The sequence below is a fragment of the Massilia atriviolacea genome, from assembly GCF_003953935.1.
Lineage (GTDB): Bacteria > Pseudomonadota > Gammaproteobacteria > Burkholderiales > Burkholderiaceae_D > Telluria_A > Telluria_A atriviolacea.
In genome coordinates, this window is record NZ_RXLQ01000003.1 from 258,379 (window position 1) to 278,750 (window position 20,372).

The 20,372-nt window shown below is 64.7% G+C and carries 18 protein-coding genes and 2 tRNA genes; 8 read left to right on the forward strand and 12 right to left on the reverse strand.

Annotated features, from left to right (window positions below):
• Positions 1-103: 103 nt before the first annotated feature.
• The 3 genes from EJB06_RS06430 to EJB06_RS06440 all read left to right on the forward strand — a co-directional run bounded on the left by EJB06_RS06430 (position 104) and on the right by EJB06_RS06440 (position 1,829).
• Positions 104-1,351: an aspartate kinase gene (locus EJB06_RS06430; RefSeq protein WP_126073187.1), complete on the forward strand. Its 1,248-nt coding sequence runs from the start codon at positions 104-106 to the stop codon at positions 1,349-1,351.
• Between the two features lie 94 nt (positions 1,352-1,445).
• Positions 1,446-1,539 (forward strand) — tRNA-Ser (locus EJB06_RS06435).
• Between the two features lie 196 nt (positions 1,540-1,735).
• Positions 1,736-1,829, forward strand: a tRNA-Ser gene (locus EJB06_RS06440).
• A 114-nt stretch (positions 1,830-1,943) separates the two neighbouring features.
• Here the strand turns inward: EJB06_RS06440 and EJB06_RS06445 are convergent.
• On the reverse strand, positions 1,944-2,645 hold the full coding sequence (locus EJB06_RS06445; protein ID WP_126073188.1) for a C40 family peptidase: 702 nt from the start codon (positions 2,643-2,645) through the stop codon (positions 1,944-1,946).
• A 49-nt stretch (positions 2,646-2,694) separates the two neighbouring features.
• On the reverse strand, positions 2,695-2,937 hold the full coding sequence (locus tag EJB06_RS06450) for a hypothetical protein (RefSeq protein ID WP_126073189.1): 243 nt from the start codon (positions 2,935-2,937) through the stop codon (positions 2,695-2,697).
• Between the two features lie 257 nt (positions 2,938-3,194).
• On the opposite strand from EJB06_RS06450, the gene EJB06_RS06455 reads away from it, so the two are divergent.
• Together EJB06_RS06455 and EJB06_RS06465 are read left to right on the forward strand one after the other, a co-directional pair.
• Positions 3,195-4,100: a YfdX family protein gene (locus EJB06_RS06455; RefSeq protein WP_126073190.1), complete on the forward strand. Its 906-nt coding sequence runs from the start codon at positions 3,195-3,197 to the stop codon at positions 4,098-4,100.
• Between the two features lie 442 nt (positions 4,101-4,542).
• Positions 4,543-5,103, forward strand: a complete 561-nt coding sequence (locus tag EJB06_RS06465) for an SRPBCC family protein (RefSeq protein ID WP_126073191.1) — start codon at positions 4,543-4,545, stop codon at positions 5,101-5,103.
• Positions 5,104-5,202: 99 nt separating this feature from the next.
• Here EJB06_RS06465 and EJB06_RS06470 read toward each other — a convergent pair whose 3' ends face one another.
• Positions 5,203-5,661, reverse strand: a complete 459-nt coding sequence (locus EJB06_RS06470; RefSeq protein ID WP_126073192.1) for a DUF695 domain-containing protein — start codon at positions 5,659-5,661, stop codon at positions 5,203-5,205.
• A 78-nt stretch (positions 5,662-5,739) separates the two neighbouring features.
• The gene (locus EJB06_RS06475) at positions 5,740-7,215 is read right to left on the reverse strand and encodes a M20 family metallopeptidase (RefSeq protein WP_126073193.1); all 1,476 of its coding nucleotides are present in this window, start codon (positions 7,213-7,215) and stop codon (positions 5,740-5,742) included.
• Positions 7,216-7,390: 175 nt separating this feature from the next.
• On the opposite strand from EJB06_RS06475, the gene EJB06_RS06480 reads away from it, so the two are divergent.
• Positions 7,391-7,972, forward strand: coding sequence for a DJ-1/PfpI family protein (locus EJB06_RS06480; protein WP_126073194.1), 582 nt, complete (start codon positions 7,391-7,393; stop codon positions 7,970-7,972).
• Between the two features lie 19 nt (positions 7,973-7,991).
• Here the strand turns inward: EJB06_RS06480 and EJB06_RS06485 are convergent, their stop codons facing one another.
• On the reverse strand, positions 7,992-8,774 hold the full coding sequence (locus EJB06_RS06485; RefSeq protein ID WP_126073195.1) for a YfaP family protein: 783 nt from the start codon (positions 8,772-8,774) through the stop codon (positions 7,992-7,994).
• A gap of 213 nt (positions 8,775-8,987) precedes the next feature.
• Between EJB06_RS06485 and EJB06_RS06490 the strand changes: the two genes are divergently transcribed.
• Positions 8,988-9,725 carry a hypothetical protein gene (locus EJB06_RS06490; RefSeq protein ID WP_126073196.1) on the forward strand — a complete coding sequence of 246 codons (738 nt, stop codon included), beginning with the start codon at positions 8,988-8,990 and terminating at the stop codon, positions 9,723-9,725.
• Between the two features lie 45 nt (positions 9,726-9,770).
• On the opposite strand, the gene EJB06_RS06495 is transcribed toward EJB06_RS06490, so the two are convergent.
• The 6 genes from EJB06_RS06495 to EJB06_RS06520 form a co-directional block, all read right to left on the reverse strand.
• Positions 9,771-11,246 (reverse strand): DUF5123 domain-containing protein, encoded by a 1,476-nt coding sequence (locus EJB06_RS06495; RefSeq protein ID WP_126073197.1) that lies wholly within the window; start codon positions 11,244-11,246, stop codon positions 9,771-9,773.
• A gap of 329 nt (positions 11,247-11,575) precedes the next feature.
• Positions 11,576-12,229, reverse strand: a complete 654-nt coding sequence (locus EJB06_RS06500) for a CatA-like O-acetyltransferase (protein WP_126073198.1) — start codon at positions 12,227-12,229, stop codon at positions 11,576-11,578.
• Between the two features lie 64 nt (positions 12,230-12,293).
• Positions 12,294-14,675, reverse strand: a complete 2,382-nt coding sequence (locus tag EJB06_RS06505; protein WP_126073199.1) for a CehA/McbA family metallohydrolase domain-containing protein — start codon at positions 14,673-14,675, stop codon at positions 12,294-12,296.
• A gap of 15 nt (positions 14,676-14,690) precedes the next feature.
• Positions 14,691-15,449, reverse strand: coding sequence for an ABC transporter permease (locus EJB06_RS06510; protein ID WP_229426955.1), 759 nt, complete (start codon positions 15,447-15,449; stop codon positions 14,691-14,693).
• Entirely contained in the window at positions 15,439-16,455 is a 1,017-nt protein-coding gene (locus EJB06_RS06515) for an ABC transporter substrate-binding protein (RefSeq protein WP_126073200.1), read from the reverse strand. Before EJB06_RS06515 ends, EJB06_RS06510 begins: the two co-directional genes overlap by 11 nt.
• 31 nt (positions 16,456-16,486) lie before the next feature.
• On the reverse strand, positions 16,487-17,275 hold the full coding sequence (locus EJB06_RS06520; protein WP_126073201.1) for an ABC transporter ATP-binding protein: 789 nt from the start codon (positions 17,273-17,275) through the stop codon (positions 16,487-16,489).
• A gap of 127 nt (positions 17,276-17,402) precedes the next feature.
• On the opposite strand from EJB06_RS06520, the gene EJB06_RS06525 reads away from it, so the two are divergent.
• Positions 17,403-18,137, forward strand: coding sequence for a GntR family transcriptional regulator (locus EJB06_RS06525; protein WP_126073202.1), 735 nt, complete (start codon positions 17,403-17,405; stop codon positions 18,135-18,137).
• Positions 18,138-18,155: 18 nt separating this feature from the next.
• Here EJB06_RS06525 and EJB06_RS06530 read toward each other — a convergent pair whose 3' ends face one another.
• Positions 18,156-20,294 (reverse strand): putative bifunctional diguanylate cyclase/phosphodiesterase, encoded by a 2,139-nt coding sequence (locus EJB06_RS06530; protein WP_164557845.1) that lies wholly within the window; start codon positions 20,292-20,294, stop codon positions 18,156-18,158.
• Between the last annotated feature and the right edge of the window lie 78 nt (positions 20,295-20,372).

Sequence of the window (20,372 nt, forward strand, 5' to 3'; positions counted from 1 at the left end):
CAATAACGTATAGATTTGTCCATCGACTGCCTTGTTTTTTTGCATCGCAGCATGTAGAGTAAAGCCCTCCTTTTTCATTTAACCGAGCGGAAACTTCACTCTTATGGCTTTAATCGTCCACAAATATGGCGGAACGTCGATGGGCTCGACCGACCGCATCAAGAACGTCGCGGCCCGCGTCGCCAAGTGGCATGACGCCGGGCACCAGATCATTGTTGTGCCTTCGGCCATGTCCGGCGAGACCAATCGCCTGATCGGCCTGGCAAAACAATTGATGGAACAGCCTGATCCGCGCGAACTGGACATGATTGCCTCCACCGGTGAACAAGTTTCCGTCGGCCTGCTGGCGATGGCGCTGCTGGCGATCGGCAAGCAGGCGGTCTCCTACGCCGGCTGGCAAGTGGCGATCAAGACCGACTCGGCATTTACCAAGGCGCGCATCGAATCGATCGACGACGCCAAGGTCAAGGCCGACCTCGATGCCGGCAAGATCGTGATCATCACCGGTTTCCAGGGCGTGGACGCGAACGGCAACATCGCCACCCTGGGGCGCGGCGGTTCGGATACCTCGGCCGTGGCGATTGCCGCCGCGATGAAAGCGCAGGAATGCCTGATTTACACCGACGTTGACGGCGTGTACACGACCGATCCGCGCGTGGTGTCGGAGGCGCGCCGCCTCAAGACGATTACCTTTGAAGAAATGCTGGAACTGGCCTCGCTCGGCTCGAAAGTGCTGCAGAGCCGCTCCGTAGAATTTGCCGGCAACTACCGCGTGCCAACCCGCGTCCTGTCGTCGCTGACCGATCCCCTGATGCCGCTCGAAGAAGAAGCCAACTCGGGCACCCTGATTTCGTTTGAGGAAGATACAAATATGGAACAAGCCGTCATCTCCGGCATCGCATTCAACCGCGATGAGGCCAAAATCACCATCCTGGGCGTGCCGGACAAGCCGGGCATCGCCTACCACATCCTGGGACCGGTGGCCGACGCCAACATCGAAGTCGACATGATCATCCAGAACCAGTCGGTGGAAGGCAAGACCGACTTCACCTTCACCGTCACGCGCGGCGAGTATGCGAAGGCGATGGGCGTGCTGGAAGGGGTGAAGACCGATATCGGCGCGGCCAGCATTTCGGGCGACGCCAAGGTGTCCAAGGTGTCGGTGGTGGGCGTGGGCATGCGCAGCCACGTGGGCGTGGCCTCGCAGATGTTCCGCACCTTGTCGGAAGAGGGCATCAACATCCTGATGATCTCGACCTCGGAGATCAAGATCTCGGTGCTGATCGATGAAAAGTACATGGAACTGGCCGTGCGCGCCCTGCACAAGGCCTTCGATTTGGAAAAAGCATAATCTTTCCAAAAAGTCCGGGTGCGGCATTGCCAAACCAAATTTCAGCCGGTATGATCTTGGTCTTCTGATCTGGTGAAGCATGCTGGATGAGATTGGAGATGTGGCCGAGTGGCCGAAGGCACTTCCCTGCTAAGGAAGCATACGGGCTTAAACCTGTATCGTGAGTTCGAATCTCACCATCTCCGCCAGAATTCGCCCAGGTTGCTCCGGGCTGTCGACACCCGCAGTGCTCTCACCAGGCTGCGGGTTTTTGCATTGTGGCGCGCCGCCGCTGCTGAAAAGATGGCATTTTTTCGGGAAGAAGGGCTCGCGGCCCTGTTCAGCGCCGGGAGAATCCGGTATGATCTTGGTCTTCTGGCTTAGCAATATTGTGTAGGCCAGAATGGAGATGTGGCCGAGTGGCCGAAGGCACTTCCCTGCTAAGGAAGCATACGGGCTTAAACCTGTATCGTGAGTTCGAATCTCACCATCTCCGCCAGTATTCTTAAAACCCGCTTCGGCGGGTTTTTTTGTTTGCGCCCGAGATTTTTCATGAGGATGGCGACGACGGTCCCGACATCGCCTGAGCGTCAGGCAGGCAGCCCGCTTGATGTCACGCGGGCGGTCCGGGAAGATCCTCGCCTTGGGGCAGATCCGGAATCTCGAGCCACGTGACTGGAACATCGACCAGCAATGCTGTCATACTCAGGCAAGCAGGCGTCGTTTCGCCACCGTCCAGGTTTCCAATGACAGTCTTCGTGACACTGACGTGACAGTCCGCATATAGCTGAGAGCATATGGTCGCGCGTTTAGGATACTGCTTACCGAGCAGTTGTACGTTCGCTTTCGTTGAGTTTCCGAAACCGAAACGGGCGGCTTTCCACAAGCGGATAATTTCTCTGAAATCGTACGAAATGCCTTGCGACGCTAAAGCGTGGATGGCAAGCTCGTATCGCTCCGGGACGGTCAGATGCGGATTTCTGCGAAAACGTAAATGATGGTCGCCAACGTATTTGGAGAGCATGTCACGGCGAACGCCGTTGCGGTTTGCTTCGCAAATGACGCCCTTTCCGATATAGAGTGCGGCGTGTTGCCATACTGCGTGCTCCCTCATATATCCGCCTCGCTCCTGAACTTTCTGGATGCTCCGGCCAACGAACCCCGGATGGCAAGCGCTTACAAGAACAAGGTCTCCTGGTAAAAGTCTGCTGAGGTCGATAACCTTGCCGAGGCTTAGTTCCTTTTGTGAGAGTGGTCCCTGAACAATAAAGCGGCCAACTGCCTTGTCGTCGGGTTTTAGAATCAGTTGTGACATATATGAAAAAGCCCGCGCGTGCGGGCCTTCGATGTATTCAGAAAATATGTCACCAAGCGAACATTTTCTTGGAGCTACGTATCGGTATGATGACTTTTGTCACTTGCCCATCGTCATCGGACTCATACGACACATCATCGCCTTTTACTAACCCTAGTTGCTCGGTCGATTCGCCACGATAATTGGGGATTTTGTCGAACGTAAAGTGGAAAATTTCATGCGAACGCTTGTCAACGAGATAGCCTAGTCCATCAGGAGTAATCCTCGACAATATTGCTTTCTTGGCGCTCATGCTACCTCCTTACAACCGTAAAGATAGTATAGGCACGAACACGAGACATGGTCAACCATGGCGGCGATGTCGACGGCGGGCGATCAGGCGGCAGGACCCACCTTGCAGCCCTTATCTGGACGCCTGCGCCGTTCCACGCACGTGTTTAGCAAAAAAGCATCGTGCGTTCGCGGAACCGCCGGGCGGCGTGTCGGTCCAAGCCTTGTCAGGACTGGAAATGCATCGGTCCACCCACCATCCTGGTACAGGAGGACAACATGGACTCGCAGAATCGTACTGCCTTGCGCGCGTCAACGCTGGTCGCGGGGCTGCTCATTCCTTTCTATCTTCACGCCAATCCGGCGCCGCCGCGCAAGGCCGAGCCGCAGCCGCCGGCCAGCCAGGCCGTGCAGCCCCAGGTCGACAAGCGCACCGCCGACGCGGCCGAGCAAAAGCAGCGCGCACTGATGGCCGAAGCCCAGGCGGCCATCGCCGACACCGAAAAAGCGCTCAAGGCGCTCGACGAAAAACGCACCCGCGACGCGCTCTCGGCGCTCGCCTCGGCCACCGGCACCCTGGAGCTGATCCTGGCGCGCAGTCCCAAGCTGGCGCTCGCGCCCGTGCGCACCGATGTGCTCACGCACGACGTCCTGGCGAAGAGCGACACCATCAAGGCCGCCGTGAAAGACGTGCGCGACCGCTTGCGCGACGGCGAGGTGCAACAGGCGCGCCAACTGATGCAGAGCCTGGCCAGCGAAGTCGAATTCCGTACGCTGAATATTCCGCTCGAAACCTACCCCGCCGCAATCAAGGCGATCACCCCACTCATCGACGCCGGCAAGATGGACGAAGCGAAGACCGCGCTGCGCACCATGCTCAATACGCTGGTGGTGACCACCGAGGTCGTGCCCCTGCCCAAGCTGCGCGCGGAAGAGCAGATCAAGGCGGCCCAGGCGCTGGCCGAGAAGGCCAGGCGCAGCAAGGAAGAGAACGACAGGCTGGCCCAGAACATCGCAGCCGCGCGCGCGCAGTTGCAGATCGCCGAAGCGCTCGGCTACGGCGACAAAAAGGACTACAAGCCGATGTACCAGCAGATCGACGAACTCGAAAAGAAAACGGCGGGCGGCAAATCGGGCATCGGCTGGTTCGACAAGCTCCGGCAACAGCTTGCCGCATGGCTGTAAGCAAGCAGCCCACATCGTATCGCGCAAAGGAGCACCGATGCCGGGGCATGATCCCGACAATCTGCCGCGGCGAACATGGCTGCCGAGGGTCCCGGCGCGGCTGGCGGTGCTCGCCGCTGCCGCCATTCCCTTCCTGCAAAGCCTGGCGCCGAGCGTGGCGGCCCGCGCCGCCGCTGCGCCGGCCGGCCTCGGCAGCGAATGGAGCGGGGGCTTTACTGTCCCTGCCACGGCTCCCGTTTCGACCTGGCCGGGCGCGTGTTCAGGAACGTGCCGGCGCCCGCGCACCGGGCAGAGATGGAAGGAGCATTCCTACATCCGGTTTGCGATCCCGCCTATTTATCCCCGTACGGGACGGGACTAACATGAAAGGTCATCGCAAGGCCGCATGGCAGCGAATGCCGTGGCTGCGCGGATTATCTCAATCGACAATCAGGAGGAAACCATGTTGAGCCGTATTCTCGGGTTGGTGGCGGTCGCGGTCGGTGGAAGCTTGCTGGCCAAACAGATGCAAAAGTCCGGCGGCAAGGGCAGTCAATCCAGTGTCAGTATCGATGTCGACCTTCCGGTGCGCACGGTGTACGACCAGTTCACGCAGTTCGAACAATTTCCGCAGTTTATGGAAAGCGTGCACGAGGTGCGCCAGCTCGACGACAAGCGCCTGCACTGGAAGGCGGACGTGTTCGGCAAGGTGATCGAATGGGATGCCGAGATCACCGAACAGATTCCCGACAAAAAGATCGCCTGGCGCAGCACCTCCGGCACGCCGAACGGCGGCAAGGTGAGCTTCGAAGCGCTGTCGGATGCGCGCACCAGGGTTAGCCTGGAGTTGCACTACGAACCGCAGGATGCGCTGGAAACCATGGGCGACATGGCCGGCGCGGTCCGCATGCAGGCACGCGCCAACCTGCAGCGCTTCAAGGACCTGCTGGAAAAACGCGGCAGCGAGACGGGCGCCTGGCGCGGCACGATCGCCAAGGAGGGCAGCGCGGCGCCGATGCACTGAGTCCCTGATCCGCCCGCCTGCACGGCTGCGGCGTGCAGGCGCGCAAGGCAAGCAGCCCGGCGAACGCCGCATGCCTCGTCGGCTGCGGCCGGGCGCTGCCTACTCGGTCGCGAACGAGGCGTACACCTCCCACGCGGGATCGCGGTAGGCCATGCATTGGATCCGGTGCGATGTGACCTCGGCGCGCAGCCGCTCGTGAACCGGACCGATGCATTCGCCATTCTTCAGGTAGAACACGAATTCCTTGAACGTGCCGGTCGTGATCGCCAGCGCATGCACCACCGGCCCGCCTTCCTTGAGCAGTGCGCGGATGCGGTCTTCGAGTTCGCCGATGACGCGATTTTCTTCCGCATCCGGCAAGCCGCCCGGGTTCGGATGGTTCAGCGGGATCGCGAAGCCGACGCGGATGCCAAGCTGCGGATGTCCGGCCCAGCGCTGGGCCGATGTGTTGATCCTGACGATCATGGGACCATCGCCATGGGTCCCTTCGGCAACGGTCCAGCTGTCATCGCGGTCGTTCAATGCCGACAGCGGCAGAGGGTCTTCAGAAGGCAGCATGGGAGATCCTTGTTCGTCATTCGAAAGACAACGTTGGAAAGACACAGCGCCGGCAGCGTGCCGGCGCTCCACGGACGCTTACGGGTGCGCCGCGATCACTTGCGCTACCGCCGCCGTCAGGCGCTTACCGTAGGGCACATGCAGGAACTCGTTCGGACCGTGCGCATTGCTTTTCGGACCGAGTACGCCGCAGACCATCATCTGCGCTTTCGGGAAGCTCTTTTGCAGCAGTCCCATCAGGGGAATGGTGCCGCCTTCGCCCAGGTAGCCGACCGGCGTGCCGAAGTGGTTTTCGCTAGCGGCGTTGACGGCATTCGACAGCCACGGGCTCAGTTCCGGCGTGTTCCAGCCGCTGGCGCCGTAGGAACCCGGCGTGCCATCCGGTACGAAGGTGACGCGCGCATTGTAGGGCGCGTTATCTTCCAGCAAGGTCTTGAGCTGCAGCGCGGCGGCATTGCCGTCGAGCAGGGGCGGCAGGCGCAGCGACAGCTTGAAGGCCGAGTAGGGCCGCAGCACGTTGCCGGCGTTGGCAAAATCGGGAAAGCCTTCCGCGCCGACCACCGACAGGGTGGGGCGCCAGGTCTTGTTCAGGATCGCTTCCAGCGGGTCGGTCGTGACCGGCAGCACCGAGCCGCCATCGGCCCCGCAGGCCCAGGGCGTGCGCTTGTAGACTTCTTCCTTGAGGATCGCGGCGGTCGCCCGGGCTTCCTCGATGCGCACGTGCGGGATCTCGCAATGGAAGCTCTCCGGCAGCAGGCGTCCGGTCTTGGCGTCTTCCAGGCGGTCGAGCAGGTGGCGCAGGATGCGGAAGCTCGACGGCACCACGCCCGAATGGGCGCCCGAGTGGATGCCTTCGGTCAGCACTTCGACCTTGAGCGTGCCCGACACCATGCCGCGCAGCGAGGTGGTCAGCCACAGCTGCTCGTAGTTGCCCGCGCCGGAATCGAGGCAGACCACCAGCGATACCTGGCCCAGCCGGTCGCCCAGCATGTCGAGGTAAGGCGGCAGGTCGTAGGAGCCGCTTTCTTCGCAGGTTTCGATCAGGCCCACGCAGCGCGGGCGCGGAATGTTCTGGCGGTCGAGCGCCATGACGGCGGTGAGCGAGGCATACACCGCGTAGCCGTCGTCGGCGCCGCCGCGTCCGTACAGCTTGCCGTTTTCGTACTTGGGCGTCCATGGGCCCAGGTCGCCGCGCCAGCCGTCGAATTCGGGCTGCTTGTCGAGGTGGCCGTACATCAGGATGGTGTCCTTCGAGTCCGCCTTGGTGGCAGGCACTTCGAAGAAGATGACCGGCGAGCGGTTCGGCACGCGCAGCACTTCCAGCTTCAGGCCGGGGATTTTCTTGCTCTTGATCCATTCTTCGGCATCGCGCACGACCCGGTCGAGATAGCCGTTGGCTTCCCAGTTGGCATCGAAGGCAGGGCTTTTGGCCGGCACGGCGATGTACTGGACCAGGGCCGGAACGATTTCTTCATCCCACACGCGGTCGGCGTACGCCGCGAGTTCGCTTTGGGAGAGCGTGCCGCTGGTAGGCGACGTCACTGGATGGTTCATGGGATTCTCGCTGTTGACTGAATATCGTATTTTACTGTAGCACTTTGGTTCATGTGGCGGCGCTTGCCGAACGGACCCGCCAGCATCGCCCGCCCTACCGGTTCCAAGCGCGATTCGGGGGTATTATCTGAAGCATCACGTTGTCACACCCTCATGACTTACCAAGGAGAAAAGCATGGCTGGAAAGAAGATTCTGTTTCTGACGGGCGATTTCGCGGAGGATTACGAGACGATGGTGCCATTCCAGGCGCTGCAGATGGTCGGGCACACGGTGCACGCGGTCTGTCCCGGCAAAAAGGCCGGCGACAAGATCAAGACCGCCATCCACGACTTCGAAGGCGACCAGACCTACACCGAAAAGCCGGGCCACCTGTTCGCGCTGAACGCCAGCTTCGATGACGCCGAGGCCGGCAACTACGATGCCCTGATGATCGCCGGCGGGCGCGCGCCGGAATACCTGCGCCTGGACGAGCGCGTGATCGCGCTGGTGCGCCAGTTTGCGCAAGCCAACAAACCGATCGCCGCCGTCTGCCACGGCGCGCAATTGCTGGCCGCAGCCGATGTGATTCGCGGCAAGCGCATCTCGGCCTATCCCGCCTGTTCGCCGGAAGTGCGCATGGCCGGCGGCGAGTACGCGCCGATCGAGGTCGACCAGGCTGTCACGGACGGCAACTTCGTCACGGCGCCGGCATGGCCGGCGCACCCGCAGTGGCTGGCGCAATTCCTGGCGCTGCTGGGGACCGAGATCAAGCTGTAAGCGGTGGGGCTGGCGCCGGTCAGAACGTGAACGATTTGACCAGCGTCAGTTCGCCGATGCTGCGCATGGGCAGCACGAATTCCTCGCGCTTTTCGCGCGCCGTGTTTTCGTTGTACACCAGCGTCACGCGCGCGGTGATCATCTCCATCTGGCGCCGGCTCTCGTCGAAGTGATAGCCGTTCGCGCCCAGCTTGCCCCAGTAATTGATGTACACGTGGTAGTTGCCGCGCAAGGGCGCCGTCATGGTGTACATCTCGGGGCCGGGGCCGTCCACGCTGTCGACGTCGAGGCCGCCGCCGTTGCTCAGCACCGGGTGGCCGAAGTAGGCATGCTGGCCGTCCGGCGTGACGATGTGCAGGTCGATTTCGGCCTCGGTGTCGTCCCAGGCGCAGATCACGCGCAGGCCGGGCAGGGGGCGGCCCGCGCTGGTTTCGTAGAATTGCACGCGCCTGAGCGATTTGCCCTGCGGCGACCTGACTTCGACACTGTTGGAACCGGCGCCGAACAGGTAGGGGCGGGCGTACTCGCCCTGCGCGTCGGTCGTCAGGCGCAGCGGATTGCCGTTGACCACCAGCTGGTGCGGCGCGCGCTTGCCGGCGGCCGCCGCGATGCGCCCCTTGATCATGCTGCGCTTGCTCTGGGCGCCGCGGTCGATCGGGGAATGCGGATAAGCCACCGTGGCTTCCCCGCTCCTGTCGACCAGGCCCGAGCGGTTCCAGCCGCCCGCCGGCGCGGCAAGTTCCGTGGCCAGCGCGGGCACGGCGGCCAGGGCCAGCAGCGGCAAGGTCCAGTTCAGCTTCATCGCGTTCTCCATGCAGTCCGGGTGATTGTAACCGTTCGCCCCCGAAACGTTAGTTTGCCTTTGTTTTATGGTTAATTGAAGAGTAAGCTTGCCTTTGCGGCAAATCAATGTGTGCTGCGATACAGGCAGGCAAGAGGCTGAGCCATCAGTCCGGCGTCAATCAGGGGAAGTGCAGGTCAATGACATTCACATCATTCACTGGAGATCACCCATATGAACATCAACCCGTTCGATCTGTCGGTAGCCGATTTCGTGGCGCAGTCGCCCAAATGGTGCAAGGAATTCAATATCGCGGAGGACTTTCCCTACGATCTGAAGGTGGAGATCGCGGACCGCGCCCTGTTCGACGCCGGTATCGATAAGTACGAGCAGATCGAGGCGGAAGCCGACGTCTGGTTCGAAGAAGAGCATCGGCGCCAGGTCGCCGCGCTGCCCACCTACAGCAGCCAGGCCGACTACATCGTGCGCACCGAGCAGTGGCGCGACGAATTCAAGATCCCCAGGTTCCTGCCTTACACGGAACAGGTGCGCATGGCCGAGGAAGTGCTGCGCACCATCGACCGCGCCAAATACGCCGGCATGCTGGCGGCGGCCGACGAGTGGAGCAAGCAGGAGAGCGCCAAGCTCGATGCCGAGCCGCCTTTCGATAACTGGGAACAGCAGATCCGGCGCCAGTTGATGCAAATCCAGACCGGCAAATACCTGATGATCTATGTGCCGTACGGGTCGAGCAGTTACACCATCGAGCAGGGTACGCTGACCAGCGTCGACTGGAACAAGGGCACGGTGCTGCTGCACAGCACGACCTATGACCGCGACACCACGGTCTCGTTCGACCGCATCCAGAGCATCGACGAGAGCCGCAGCGGTTCCGGCGCGCTCGGCTCGGTGCAGACGGCCGACCTGCGCCGGGTCGGTAGCGACTGGTATCGCGGCAACACCAAGCTGTAAGCGGCACGAGGCCATCGGCGTCCGATGGCCTCCCCGGCGCGGCGCTTAGCGCGGCGCGCCGGCCGGGACGGCGGCGGTGCCGAACTCGTCCGCTCCCAGGTCGATCGCGCCTTCGATGCGCGCCTGGCCGTTGATATCGGCCGTGCCGTTGACCGCGATCACGCCCGACGGAAAGTAGCGCGTCCACAGCGGCGAGCTCCAGTTCGTCACGGCCGCCGTCACGGCCCCGGCATCGATCGCCGGCGAACCGGCCTGCAGCCTGAGGTTGCCGCTGGCCGGCGCCACGAACTTCGGATCGGCCACGAGTTTGCTGCCCGGCAGCGAGGACGACGCCGTGCTCGTTCCCCACCAGATATTCTTGCCCCAGACATTGTTGCTGTTCCCGCTGCCGGACACCTCGTAGGCTTCCTCCGCGCTGTTTTCGCCGAAGAAGATGTTGTTGCTGAAGCGGCTGTCGGTCACTTTGTACTGGAACAGCAGTTCGGTGCCCCAGCCCTGGTTCTTGTAGAAGGCATTGTTGTGCACCTGGATGCGGCGCGAGGCGCCCGCCGAGGTGGAATAGCCGCCCAGCGACAGGCCGGCTTCGCGGTTGTTGAAGATGAAGTTATTCATCATCAGGATATCCTCGGTGGCCTTGCCCTTGTGCTCGCTGGCGAACTCGAAGCCGATATCGTTACCGGTCGAAATATTCCTGTCGAAAATGATGTTGCGTCCGCCATCCACGTAAAAGCCGCCCGCCGAGCCGACCTTGTTGTACCAGGGATTGCTCTTGCTGGAATTGTTCTTCGCCGTATTGCCGCGCACGATGCCGTTGCGCACCCGGTCGTTCTCGCCGCAGCCGCTGCATTCGCCTTCGTAGCCGATGAAATCGAAACCGATGTTGTTATTGTCGTGCACATTGTTCGACAAGACTTCGAAACGGTCGACGTTCCCGTTGATCACCAGCGCCTCGCTGGATTGCAACACGTTCTGGTACACCTCGTTGCCCTGCACCAGCAGGTCGGTAATGCCGCTCGCGTGGGTGCCGAACACGGCCAGTCCATGCGCGCCGACCGCGCACGGTTCCTTGCAGGTGCTGGTGTGCTTGATGTTGTGGATCTTGTTGTTGACGATCTGAATGTTCGAACCCTTGCCTTCAACCAGGATGCCGACCGGCGTAGTCGAACCGCCGGTGACGAAGTTGGCGACGTCGAAGCCTTCCACGCGCACATAGCTCGAATTGCTGATGGTGATCAAGCCTTCGCGGTCGCTGGGCACCAGGCCGGTCCCGCTCAGCATCGCGCCGGCGTCGGCCTTGACGGTGATGAAGTTGCCAGCGCTGCCGTTCTTGTCGGCCAGTTTCACTTTCTGCGTGTAGGTGCCGGCCAGCACGCGCACGGTGTCGCCGGCGATGGCGGTGTTCACCGCGTTCTGGATCGACTGGCCGGGGCCGACGGTGATGGTGGCGGCGCCCGCAACGCCGGTGTGGGCCAGCATGGCCAGGCAAGTCAGTTGGGATACGACGATCTTTGCACGCTTCATCAGGGATTCTCCAGGTTGGAACCGTTAAGTGGGGCGATTGCAGCCGGAGTTGTCACTTGGACATGCAATCTGCGCCCATCTTATTCCTCCCGATTCGAAAGAACAAGCATATTTCGTTTTCTTTCTTTTCATTGAATTGGAATTACTTTTACTTTCGAGAATCAAGTGGTTTATGAAGGAAAGCTTGCCGACATCGGCATGAAGGATCCGTGTCTACCAAAAATTGTCAGCTCGGCTTACGGGCATGCGCCAGCTTGTTCCAGGCGAGCCAGCCAGGCATCCAGGCGTGCGCATGCTGGGCGGACAGCGGGCAGCCTGGTCCAGATCCGCTATCGCTGCGGATGCGCCGCCATGACGGCGGCCACCCGGTCGGCAATCGCCCGCGCCAGCAGATGCACGTGATAGCCGTCGACAAAGCCGTGATGCGCCTGCACCGAAAACGGCACCGTCATCGCGTCGCCCGCCGGCGCGCTGAATCTGCCCCAGGCGAGCGAGGGAATATCGGCGGCGCGGTGGCTGAAGATCGGATGCTCGATCGCGCGCATCTCGAACCAGGGCATGCAGGTGATGTAGACATTTTCCCTGGCCTGGCGCGGGGTCAGGTCGGCGCTGGTATTGATCAGCGCGCGGCTCGCCTGCGCTTCGCGGCCGGCGCGCACACTGCGTTCGATACATTCGCGCAGGTCGGCGCTGCGCGTAAAACGCGCAAAATTGAGGTTGTTATCCCCGTTAATCACCGTGAACGAGCCGATAAAATCCTCGATCCTGATGACCTCGTCTTCATGGATGCGGTACATGAAATGATCGATCGTTTCAATCGCGGACAGCACGCAATACAGGAAGAAATGAAACGGCGGCAACTGCCGCTCCTTGCAGAACGGCCGGAACTCGGGCAGCTCCAAGGTCAGGCTGATATTGAGGAGGGGATTGTCGAATTGGCGGAACACCTCGTAGCGGTCGCGCCGGAGTTCAAAATTTTTCATGCGCGCAGTGTAACCGATGGCGGCGCCGGCCATCACGCCAGGGCGCCGCTTCCGGGGTCCGCCCTTACGTGACGCTCAGGAACACGGCCGAGGTCCACACGCGCGACTGGTCGCGCTGGCGTGCCGTGATGAACAGCGGATGCTCGCGTTCCGGCGCCAGCGCCAGCGCCGCCAGCGCGATCTCGCCCGTTACCTCGCGCGGCAGGGCCGCATCGCTGATGCGCTCGACCGACAGCCTGAGCTCGGCGCCCGGCAAGCGCTGCTCGTGACGCGGCTGCCCGTGCAACTGCTCGCCCGTCACCGTCAGGCCCACCTGCGGCGCGTGCACGAACGCCTGCGGCTGCAAGGGATCGCCCACCTTCACGTAGCCATCGATGCGTGCGCTCACCTCGATCGTGCAGCCGGACAGCGTCGACAGGCTCAGCTCGATGCTGTCGGTGTCGCCGCTGGTGCTGGTGCGAAACGCGACAGTGGTGGCATCCTGGCGCCAGCACGTCTGTTCCGGATGGTCGAGCCCGAACGCCTCGACGTCGAGCACCAGCGCGCCCACGACGCGGATCGTGCCGCTCCAGTACGCGCCCCGGTAACGCTCGCGCACGCGCGCCCCGCCCACGCGCACCCGCACCTTCGCCGGCGCCAGCCCGGCTTCCTGCTGCAGGTCGCGCTGCCAGACGCAGTGCTCGCCGTCGTACAGGCTCACTTCTTCCCAGCCCTGGTCACCCAGCAGGCGGTAGCTCAGCGCCTCGCCCGCGCGCGCCCGCACCACCTCGCCCATCCAGTGCGTGCCCAGGCGCAGGCTGGCAAAGCTGCGCTCGCCCGTGGTGGCGAAGGTGCGCCGCGCGCGCAGGGCCGTGGCCACGCCCTCGCGGTCGAAGCGGTCGGCGATCACGCCGGTCAGCCCGCCGCGCGAGCCGAACACGGCGGTCGCCGGCACGCCGCCGCCGCAGCGCCCCTGGTGCTCGTCGCTGTTGGCGGCCGCCCCCATGCGGTAGCCTTTTTGCAGCGCTTCGGCATACACCCAGTGGAACTGGCCCCAGGCCGAGCCGACCTCGATCAGGCGCTCCAGCTCGGGATGGTGCCAGTCCAGGTTGCAGCGCCGTCCGCCGATGTGCGGCATCATCAGGTGCCCCTCGGGGTCGTGCGCGTACGCCGCGTACAGTTGGTCGACCGGCCAGGCGCCCGGTTTCAGGGTGCCGGCGGTGAATTCGTTCCATTCGAAGGAGCGCACCAGCCGTCCGTGCTTGTCGAAGGGGAATTGCGGCTTGCCGTCGCGCAGGAAGACCACGTTGCGGTCGCCGCCGGCGCTGGAATTGCCGCACCATTCGGTGCCCGGATAGCAGACAAAGCGTCCCGCTTCGTTCAGGCTGTGGATCAGTTCGACCGCCTTGTCCCAGCGCGACTCGGTGATGTTGAAGTCGTTGGCCGTATAGCCGAGCACGTCGAGCCCGGCGACATCGCGCCCGTAGCTGAGGTTGTACAAGGTGTCGTTGGTGCCGACCGTGTCGTCCGAGTGCACGTGCAGGTCGGCGTACAGGGCGCGCAGGGCGCCGCTGCCGCTGTCGCTGTCGATGTAGGCGAGCGCCGGCGCGGGCGCGGCAACGCCGTCGTCGTCCGTGGCCGCATCGATGCGCCATTCGCCTTGCTGCGGCAGGCGCAGGGCCGCCAGGCGCACCACCGCCCAGCCTTCGGCGGCCAGGGTGAAGGGCAGCTCGCGCGCCACCCCGTGCGGGCCGCGCAGGCGCAGCGTGCCCGCCAGCGGCAGATTGCGCGCGGTATTGCCCCAGGCGTCGTCGGCGCGCACCAGGATGTCGAAGGCTTCGTCGTTGCCGACCAGGCGCGGGGCGATGATCTGCAAGCGCCGCGCCGGGCCGGGGACGATGTCGAGCAAAATGTCGCCCGGCACTTCGGCGAACTTGGAGCTGCCGAGCGGGTCGATGAACATGCGGAACCGGAATCCCTGTTCCACAAAACTCTGCACGCGCGTGCCGGCCCCGCCCTGGCGCCGGTCGCCGAGGCGAATGACGATGCGGTCGCCCGGGTTCAGGTAGCCGTCGACGATATCGACGATCACCGCTTTCTGGAACGGCCGCTCGTGGCCTTTCTGGTCGAAGCGCACGGTCAGGTGCTGCACGGTGGCCGCGCTCTGGCCCGGCGCCAGCGCGCCCGCGTGGTACTCGGCCGTGACAAAATTGGCCGCGCCCGGGTCGCTGGTCTGGAACAGCGCCCAGTCCGAATAGAATTTGAAGGCCAGCTTGAGCCAGGCGCCATCGGCCAGGCCCGAGCCGCCCACGGTATAGACCAGCCGCAGCTCGGTCCATTCGCCGGCCACCAGGGTGCGCCGTTCGCAGCTGACGGCGCCCAGGAACGGGCGCTCCTTGTTGCGTTCGTATAAGCCGATAGGGGCGATGTAATGGCCGGCTTCGGTTTTCGGGTCGAATCGATGCATGCAAGTCTCTCTGAGTTAGGTACGCCAGGTTTGGTAATGTCGTTCGATGCGCCGGAACACCAGGCTTTCCATCAGCCAGGCGATCAGGCCGATCAGCACGATGCCCAGCAGTACCTGGCTGCTGTTGCCGATCTGGCCGCCGGTCGAGACCATCCAGCCGATGCCGCGACTGGCGCCGATCATTTCGGCCGCCACCAGCGCGCGCCAGGCCTGGCTGAAGCCGATGCGCAGCGCCGCCGTCAGGCAGGGCAGGGAAGCGGGAAAGTACACGTGGCGCAGCAGTTGCCAGCGGCTGGCGCCGAGCACGCGCGCGGCGCGCACCTCGCCGTGGCGGATCGCCTGCACGCCTTGCTGCACGGTGACGGCCATCGGGAACACGGCAGCGATGAAGATCACCACCACGATCGACCAGTAGCCGATGCCGAAGACGATCATGGTCAGCGGCGCCCAGGCGATCGGCGGGATCGCCATGAACAGGCCGGTCAGCGGAGCGGCAAAGTCGCGCAGCCGGCGCGACAGGCCCGTGGCCGTGCCCAGCAGCAGCGCGCCCAGCACGGCGGCCGAGAAACCGCCCAGCTCTTCCGTCAGGCTGGCGCCGAGCTGCGGCCACAGGCTGCCGTTGCGCGCCCAGCGCCAGCCTTCCAGCGCCACCTCCCACGGCTGCGGCAGGATGTAGGCGGGAAAGCGGCTGGCCAGCAGGCTCCACGCCAGCAGCAGGCAGGGCAGGGAGGCCCAGCCCCAGTTCGGCGTCGGCCGGCGCAATTTATTTCCCACCCTGGTGTCCACCCTGTCCGACAGCCTGCTCGGCGCGGCGCTGGAAGGTGGTGTCGACCAGGTCGGCGACGTTCATCGGTTTGCCCATGAAGCCGAGCGCGCTCGAGTAATCCATCAGGCGCTGGATGAACTCCAGGTCGGCCGTTTCCAGCCGCGCCGACCAGCCGAGCCGCTTGCGCGCTTCCTGCACGATCGCCTCGGCGGGAATGGCGGCGCCGTTGGCCGCCTGCACCGGTTCCAGCTTGAATGCCGCGGCGATCAGGCGGTTGGCCTCGGCCGGATGGGTCTTCAGGAAGGCGACCGCGCGCGCATGGGCGCGCAACAGCTTGACCACCTCGTCCGGCCGCTCGGCCAGGGTGGCGGGCAGGGCGGCGATCACGTACCAGGGGTGATTCGGCAGCGCCTGGTTGACGTCGAGCAGCAGGCGCGTCTTGCCGCGCAGCAGGGCCTGGCTGACGAAGGGTTCGAAGGTGAAGGCGGCGTCGACCGCGTGGCGCTCGAGCGCGGCCGGCATGTTGGCCGGCGCCATGGCGACGATGCCGAGGTCGCGGTCGGGGTCGAGCCTGGCGTGTTCGCGCAGCACGAAGCCGCGCAGCAGCACGTCCATGCCGCTGCCTTTTGGCAAGCTGGCCAGGCGCTTGCCGCGCAGCCCGGCCACGCTCGTGACCGCGCTGGCCGCGTCGGCCAGCAGCGCGGCCTGGCCGTAGTTGACCTTGGCGATGATTTTCGCCTCCAGCCCGCGCGACGCCCACTGGTACACAGGCGGCGCGCCCACGTAGGCGAGGTCGAGTTCGCCGGCGGCGACCGCCTGCTGCAGCAGCGGGCCGTCGCCGAACTGGCGCAGGTCCACCTTCAGGCCCTCGGCCGCGTAAAAGCCTTTCTTGTCGGCGATCAGGGCCGGGGCATTGGCCATGGCGAACACCCAGCCGACGCGCAGCGGCTGGTCGGCGCCGTGGGCCAGGCTGGCGCAGGCGAACAGGGCAAGGGCGAGAGTGTGTTTCAGCATGGGCAGGCTCCGTGTCGGGATTGATATCGGTTCAAGCCGCTTGCACGGCCAGGTTGATCTGTTCCATCAGCGCATTGCGGCAGGCGATGAAGCGCGGCAGGCTGCGCGTGGTCCGCATGCTGCGCGGACGCGGCAGGTCGATCTCGGCGATGCGCGCGATCCCGGCCGGGGCGATGCCCAGCACCACCACGCGGTCGGCCAGGAACACCGCTTCGTCGATGTCGTGCGTGATGAACAGGGTGGTCTGTCCCAGCGCCGACCACAGGCGCAGGGTTTCTTCGTTCATGCTGTTGCGCGTGATGGCGTCGAGCGCGGCGAAGGGCTCGTCCATCAGCAGCAGGGCCGGCTCCAGCGCCAGGGTGCGCGCCAGCGACACGCGTTGCTGCATGCCGCCCGACAATTGATGCGGCAGCTTCGCCTCGGCCCCGGCCAGCCCGACCAGGGCCAGGTAGTCGCGCGCCCTGGCGTATTGCGCCGCTGGCGGCAGCCGGTTCGCCATGCGCAGGCCGAAGCGCACGTTTTCCAGCGCGCTCAGCCAGGGAAACAGTTGCGGCGACTGGAACACATAACCGAGTTCCGGCATGTCCGGCCGCACCGCCGCGTCATTGATGCGCACGCTGCCCCGGTCCGGCTGTTCGAAGCCGGACAGCAGGTTGAGCAGGGTGGTCTTGCCGCAGCCGGACGGCCCGAGGATGGCGACGAATTCGCCGGGCGCCACCGTCAGCGACAAGCCGGCGAACACCTGCTGCCCGTCGGGCCAGGCAAAGTCGACAACGTCGAGCGCGACGGCGGCGGGGCGGACAGCGGACTTTTTTTCCATGAGCATCGTAATCGAACGGGCTTTTTTATCGGTAAGCGGTGATAATACGTCTTAATACAAGTTGTACTAAGCCGGATTTTCGCCTTTGCTTATCTGTTCACCGTTGTGTCACCCGATGCCGTCCGCCATGCCTCTTTCCCGCGATAACGCCGCACCCTTGCAGCAGCAGCTGGCCGATGTGCTGCGCCACGAAATCGACGCCGGCGCCTACGAGCCGTCCGGCAAGTTGCCGTCCGAGGCGGCGCTGGGCGCGCGCTTTGGGGTCAGCCGCGTCACCGTGCGCCTGGCCCTGGCGCGCCTGGCCGAGGCCGGGGTCGTCGAGCGCAAGCAGGGCAAGGGCACGTATGCGGCCGGCAAACAGGTGCGCCACGGCCTGGACCAGTTGCGCAGCTTCCACGAGTCGCTGCTGGCGCAGGGCTTGCGGGCCGAGATGCGCCTGCTCTCGCAGGCGCTGGTCGCGCTGCCGCAGGCGATGGCCGAGCTGGCCGAGGCCGGACAAGGCCAGTGCCTGCTGTTGCAGCGCCTGCACCTGGTCGATGGCGAGCCGATCGCGCTCGGGCGCAACTACCTGCCGCCGGGCCTGGCCGCCATGCCTGCTGAAAAAATCGCCCGGCAACCGGCCTACGCCCTGCTGGCCGAGCTGACCGGCCTGCCGGTGGCGCGCGCCGAACTGGCCATCAGGCTGGCCCTGGCCGACGGCGCGGTGGCGCAGGCCCTCGGCGTGGGGGAGGGCAGCGCCGTGCTGCTGATGGAACGCCGCTCGTATTTTGCCGATGGCCGCTGCTGCGATTGTTCGGCGTTTTACATCCGCCCGGAGCGCTACGCCTTCGTGCTGCGCACCAGCTTCGCGCCGGGCGGCTGAGGCGCCCGCCCGCCGGCCTCAGCGGCCTGCCGCGCACAGCAATTGCGCCACGCCTTCCTCGCTGGTCGCCCGCGAATACAGGAAGCCCTGGGCGTAGTCGCAGCCGGCCTGGCGCAGCCAGTCGCGCTGCGCCGCTGTTTCCACCCCCTCGGCGATCACCTTCAAGCCCAGCTTGTGGGCCATCGCGATGATGGTCTCGGCAAAGATCCGGTGATCGGGCTTGGTGGTGAGCATGTCGCGCACGAAGGACTGGTCGATTTTCAGGAAGTCCACCTTGAACTTGTTCAGGTAGGCCATCGACGAGTAGCCGGTGCCGAAGTCGTCGATCGCCAGCTGCACGCCCGCCTGCTGCAGCCGGGCCAGCTTGGCGCGCACGCCGGGCGAATCGTCCAGCAGCACGCCCTCGGTAATTTCGATGGCGATGCGCGATCCGGCGCGTCCCAGCAGGGCCAGGTCGCGCTCCCAGGAGTTCTTTACAAGCCGGCTCATGAAGCCGAGCGGCGACTTGTTGACGCTGACCTGGAACGGCGTGCCGCTCAGCTCGGCCAGGCGCAGCGCGCAGGGCACCGCCTGCGACAGCACCCAGGCATCGATTTCACCGATCAGGCCGGTTTCTTCGGCGATCCCGATGAAGCGCTCGGGCAGCACCAGGCTGCCGTCCGGATGGCGCCAGCGCACCAGCGCCTCGGCCTTGACGATGGTCTCGCCGGCCAGCTCGACGATGGGCTGGTAATGCACGGTCAGTTCGCCGCGCGCCAGCGCCTGGCGCAGCTCGTCGATCAGCTTCAGGCGGGCCGAGGCCGAGTCGCGCATGGCGGACGTGAAATAACTGAAGCGGTTGCGGCCCGCGCGCTTGGCCACGAACATGGCCTGGTCGGCATTGCGCAGCAGCTCGTCCGGCTGGCGCCCGTCCTGCGGGCACAGGCTGATGCCGATGCTGGCGGACAGTTGCACCTGCTTGCCGGCAATCGAGAACGGCCGCGCCAGCTCGGAAAGCAGTTCGCCGGCCAGCATCTCGACCACGGCGACCTGGCCGATCTCGTTGAGGATCACCGTGAATTCGTCGCCGCCGATGCGGGCCACGGTGTCGGTGGCGCGCACGCAGGCCAGCAGGCGCTGCGCGCATTGGCGCAGCAGCTGGTCGCCCGCATCGTGGCCGAGCTGGTCGTTGACTTCCTTGAAGCCGTCGAGGTCGACGAACAGCAGGGCCAGTGCGAAGCCGGTGCGGGCGGCGTGGCGCATGTCGTGGTCGAGCCGTTCGCGGAACAGGGTGCGGTTGGGCAGGCTGGTCAGGCTGTCGTAGTAGGCGTTGCGCAGGATCTTCGCTTCCGACGCCTTTAGTTCGGAAATATTGCGCGCCGTACCGGTTAGCGCGTCCACGCTGCCGTCGGCGGCGAGCACCGGCATGATGACGTAGCGGTAGGTGTGCTGCGCGCCGTCGGCCGCGACGCAGCGCAGCTCGCCCCGGCCGACGGCGCGCGTCTCGGCCACGGCGCGCAGGTCGCGCTTGATCTGGGCGGCGAAGGCCGGACACAAGTCGTGCAGGCGGTGCGCGCAGGCCGATTCGGCTGGCGTGCCGAGCAGGTGCGCCAGCGCCTCGTTGGCGTACAGGATATGGCCGTCGGTATCGACGATGAAGTGCAGGTCGGGCGTGGCCGAGAGCAGGGTGTCGAAGCGGTGCGTGATGTGTTCTTTTTCTACGACGTACGCTTGCAGGGACTCGGTCAGGGCCTGGTCGATGGCTTCGTTGAAACGGATCAGGTCCTCGCCCGTCAGGTCGGCGTCGCCGTTGCCGCGCTCGTCCCACAGGCGCATCACGCTGGCGCGCAGGGCGCGGAACTCGGCCACCGTGTCGTTGACGGTGAAGCCGGCGCTCATGCGGCCGGCGCCGTGCAGCCCGGCCTCGGTGCCGGCATCGTGCGGCGGCGCCCGGCCGCGCGCCTTGTCGGCCTGCTCTTGCGGCGTTTGCGGCTGGTCGAGGTCGTCGGCGATGGCGTTCAGGATGCCGGCCGCATGGTCGCGCAGGCGCCCGGCCGGCATGTGGCGCGCGGCGGGAATGCTGCGTGCGAACGCGTCCCAATGCTGGAGGATCGCGGCCAGGTTTCCACGGATAAAACGCGCAAGGCGCGCCTCGTGCTTGTCGCTCGGCTGGTTCATGAAGGGGCTCGCAGTGAAGGGACCAGCTTTAGACCGACACCCGGCAAGAAAGTTCCCGCGATTTCGCGCTTTTTGCGC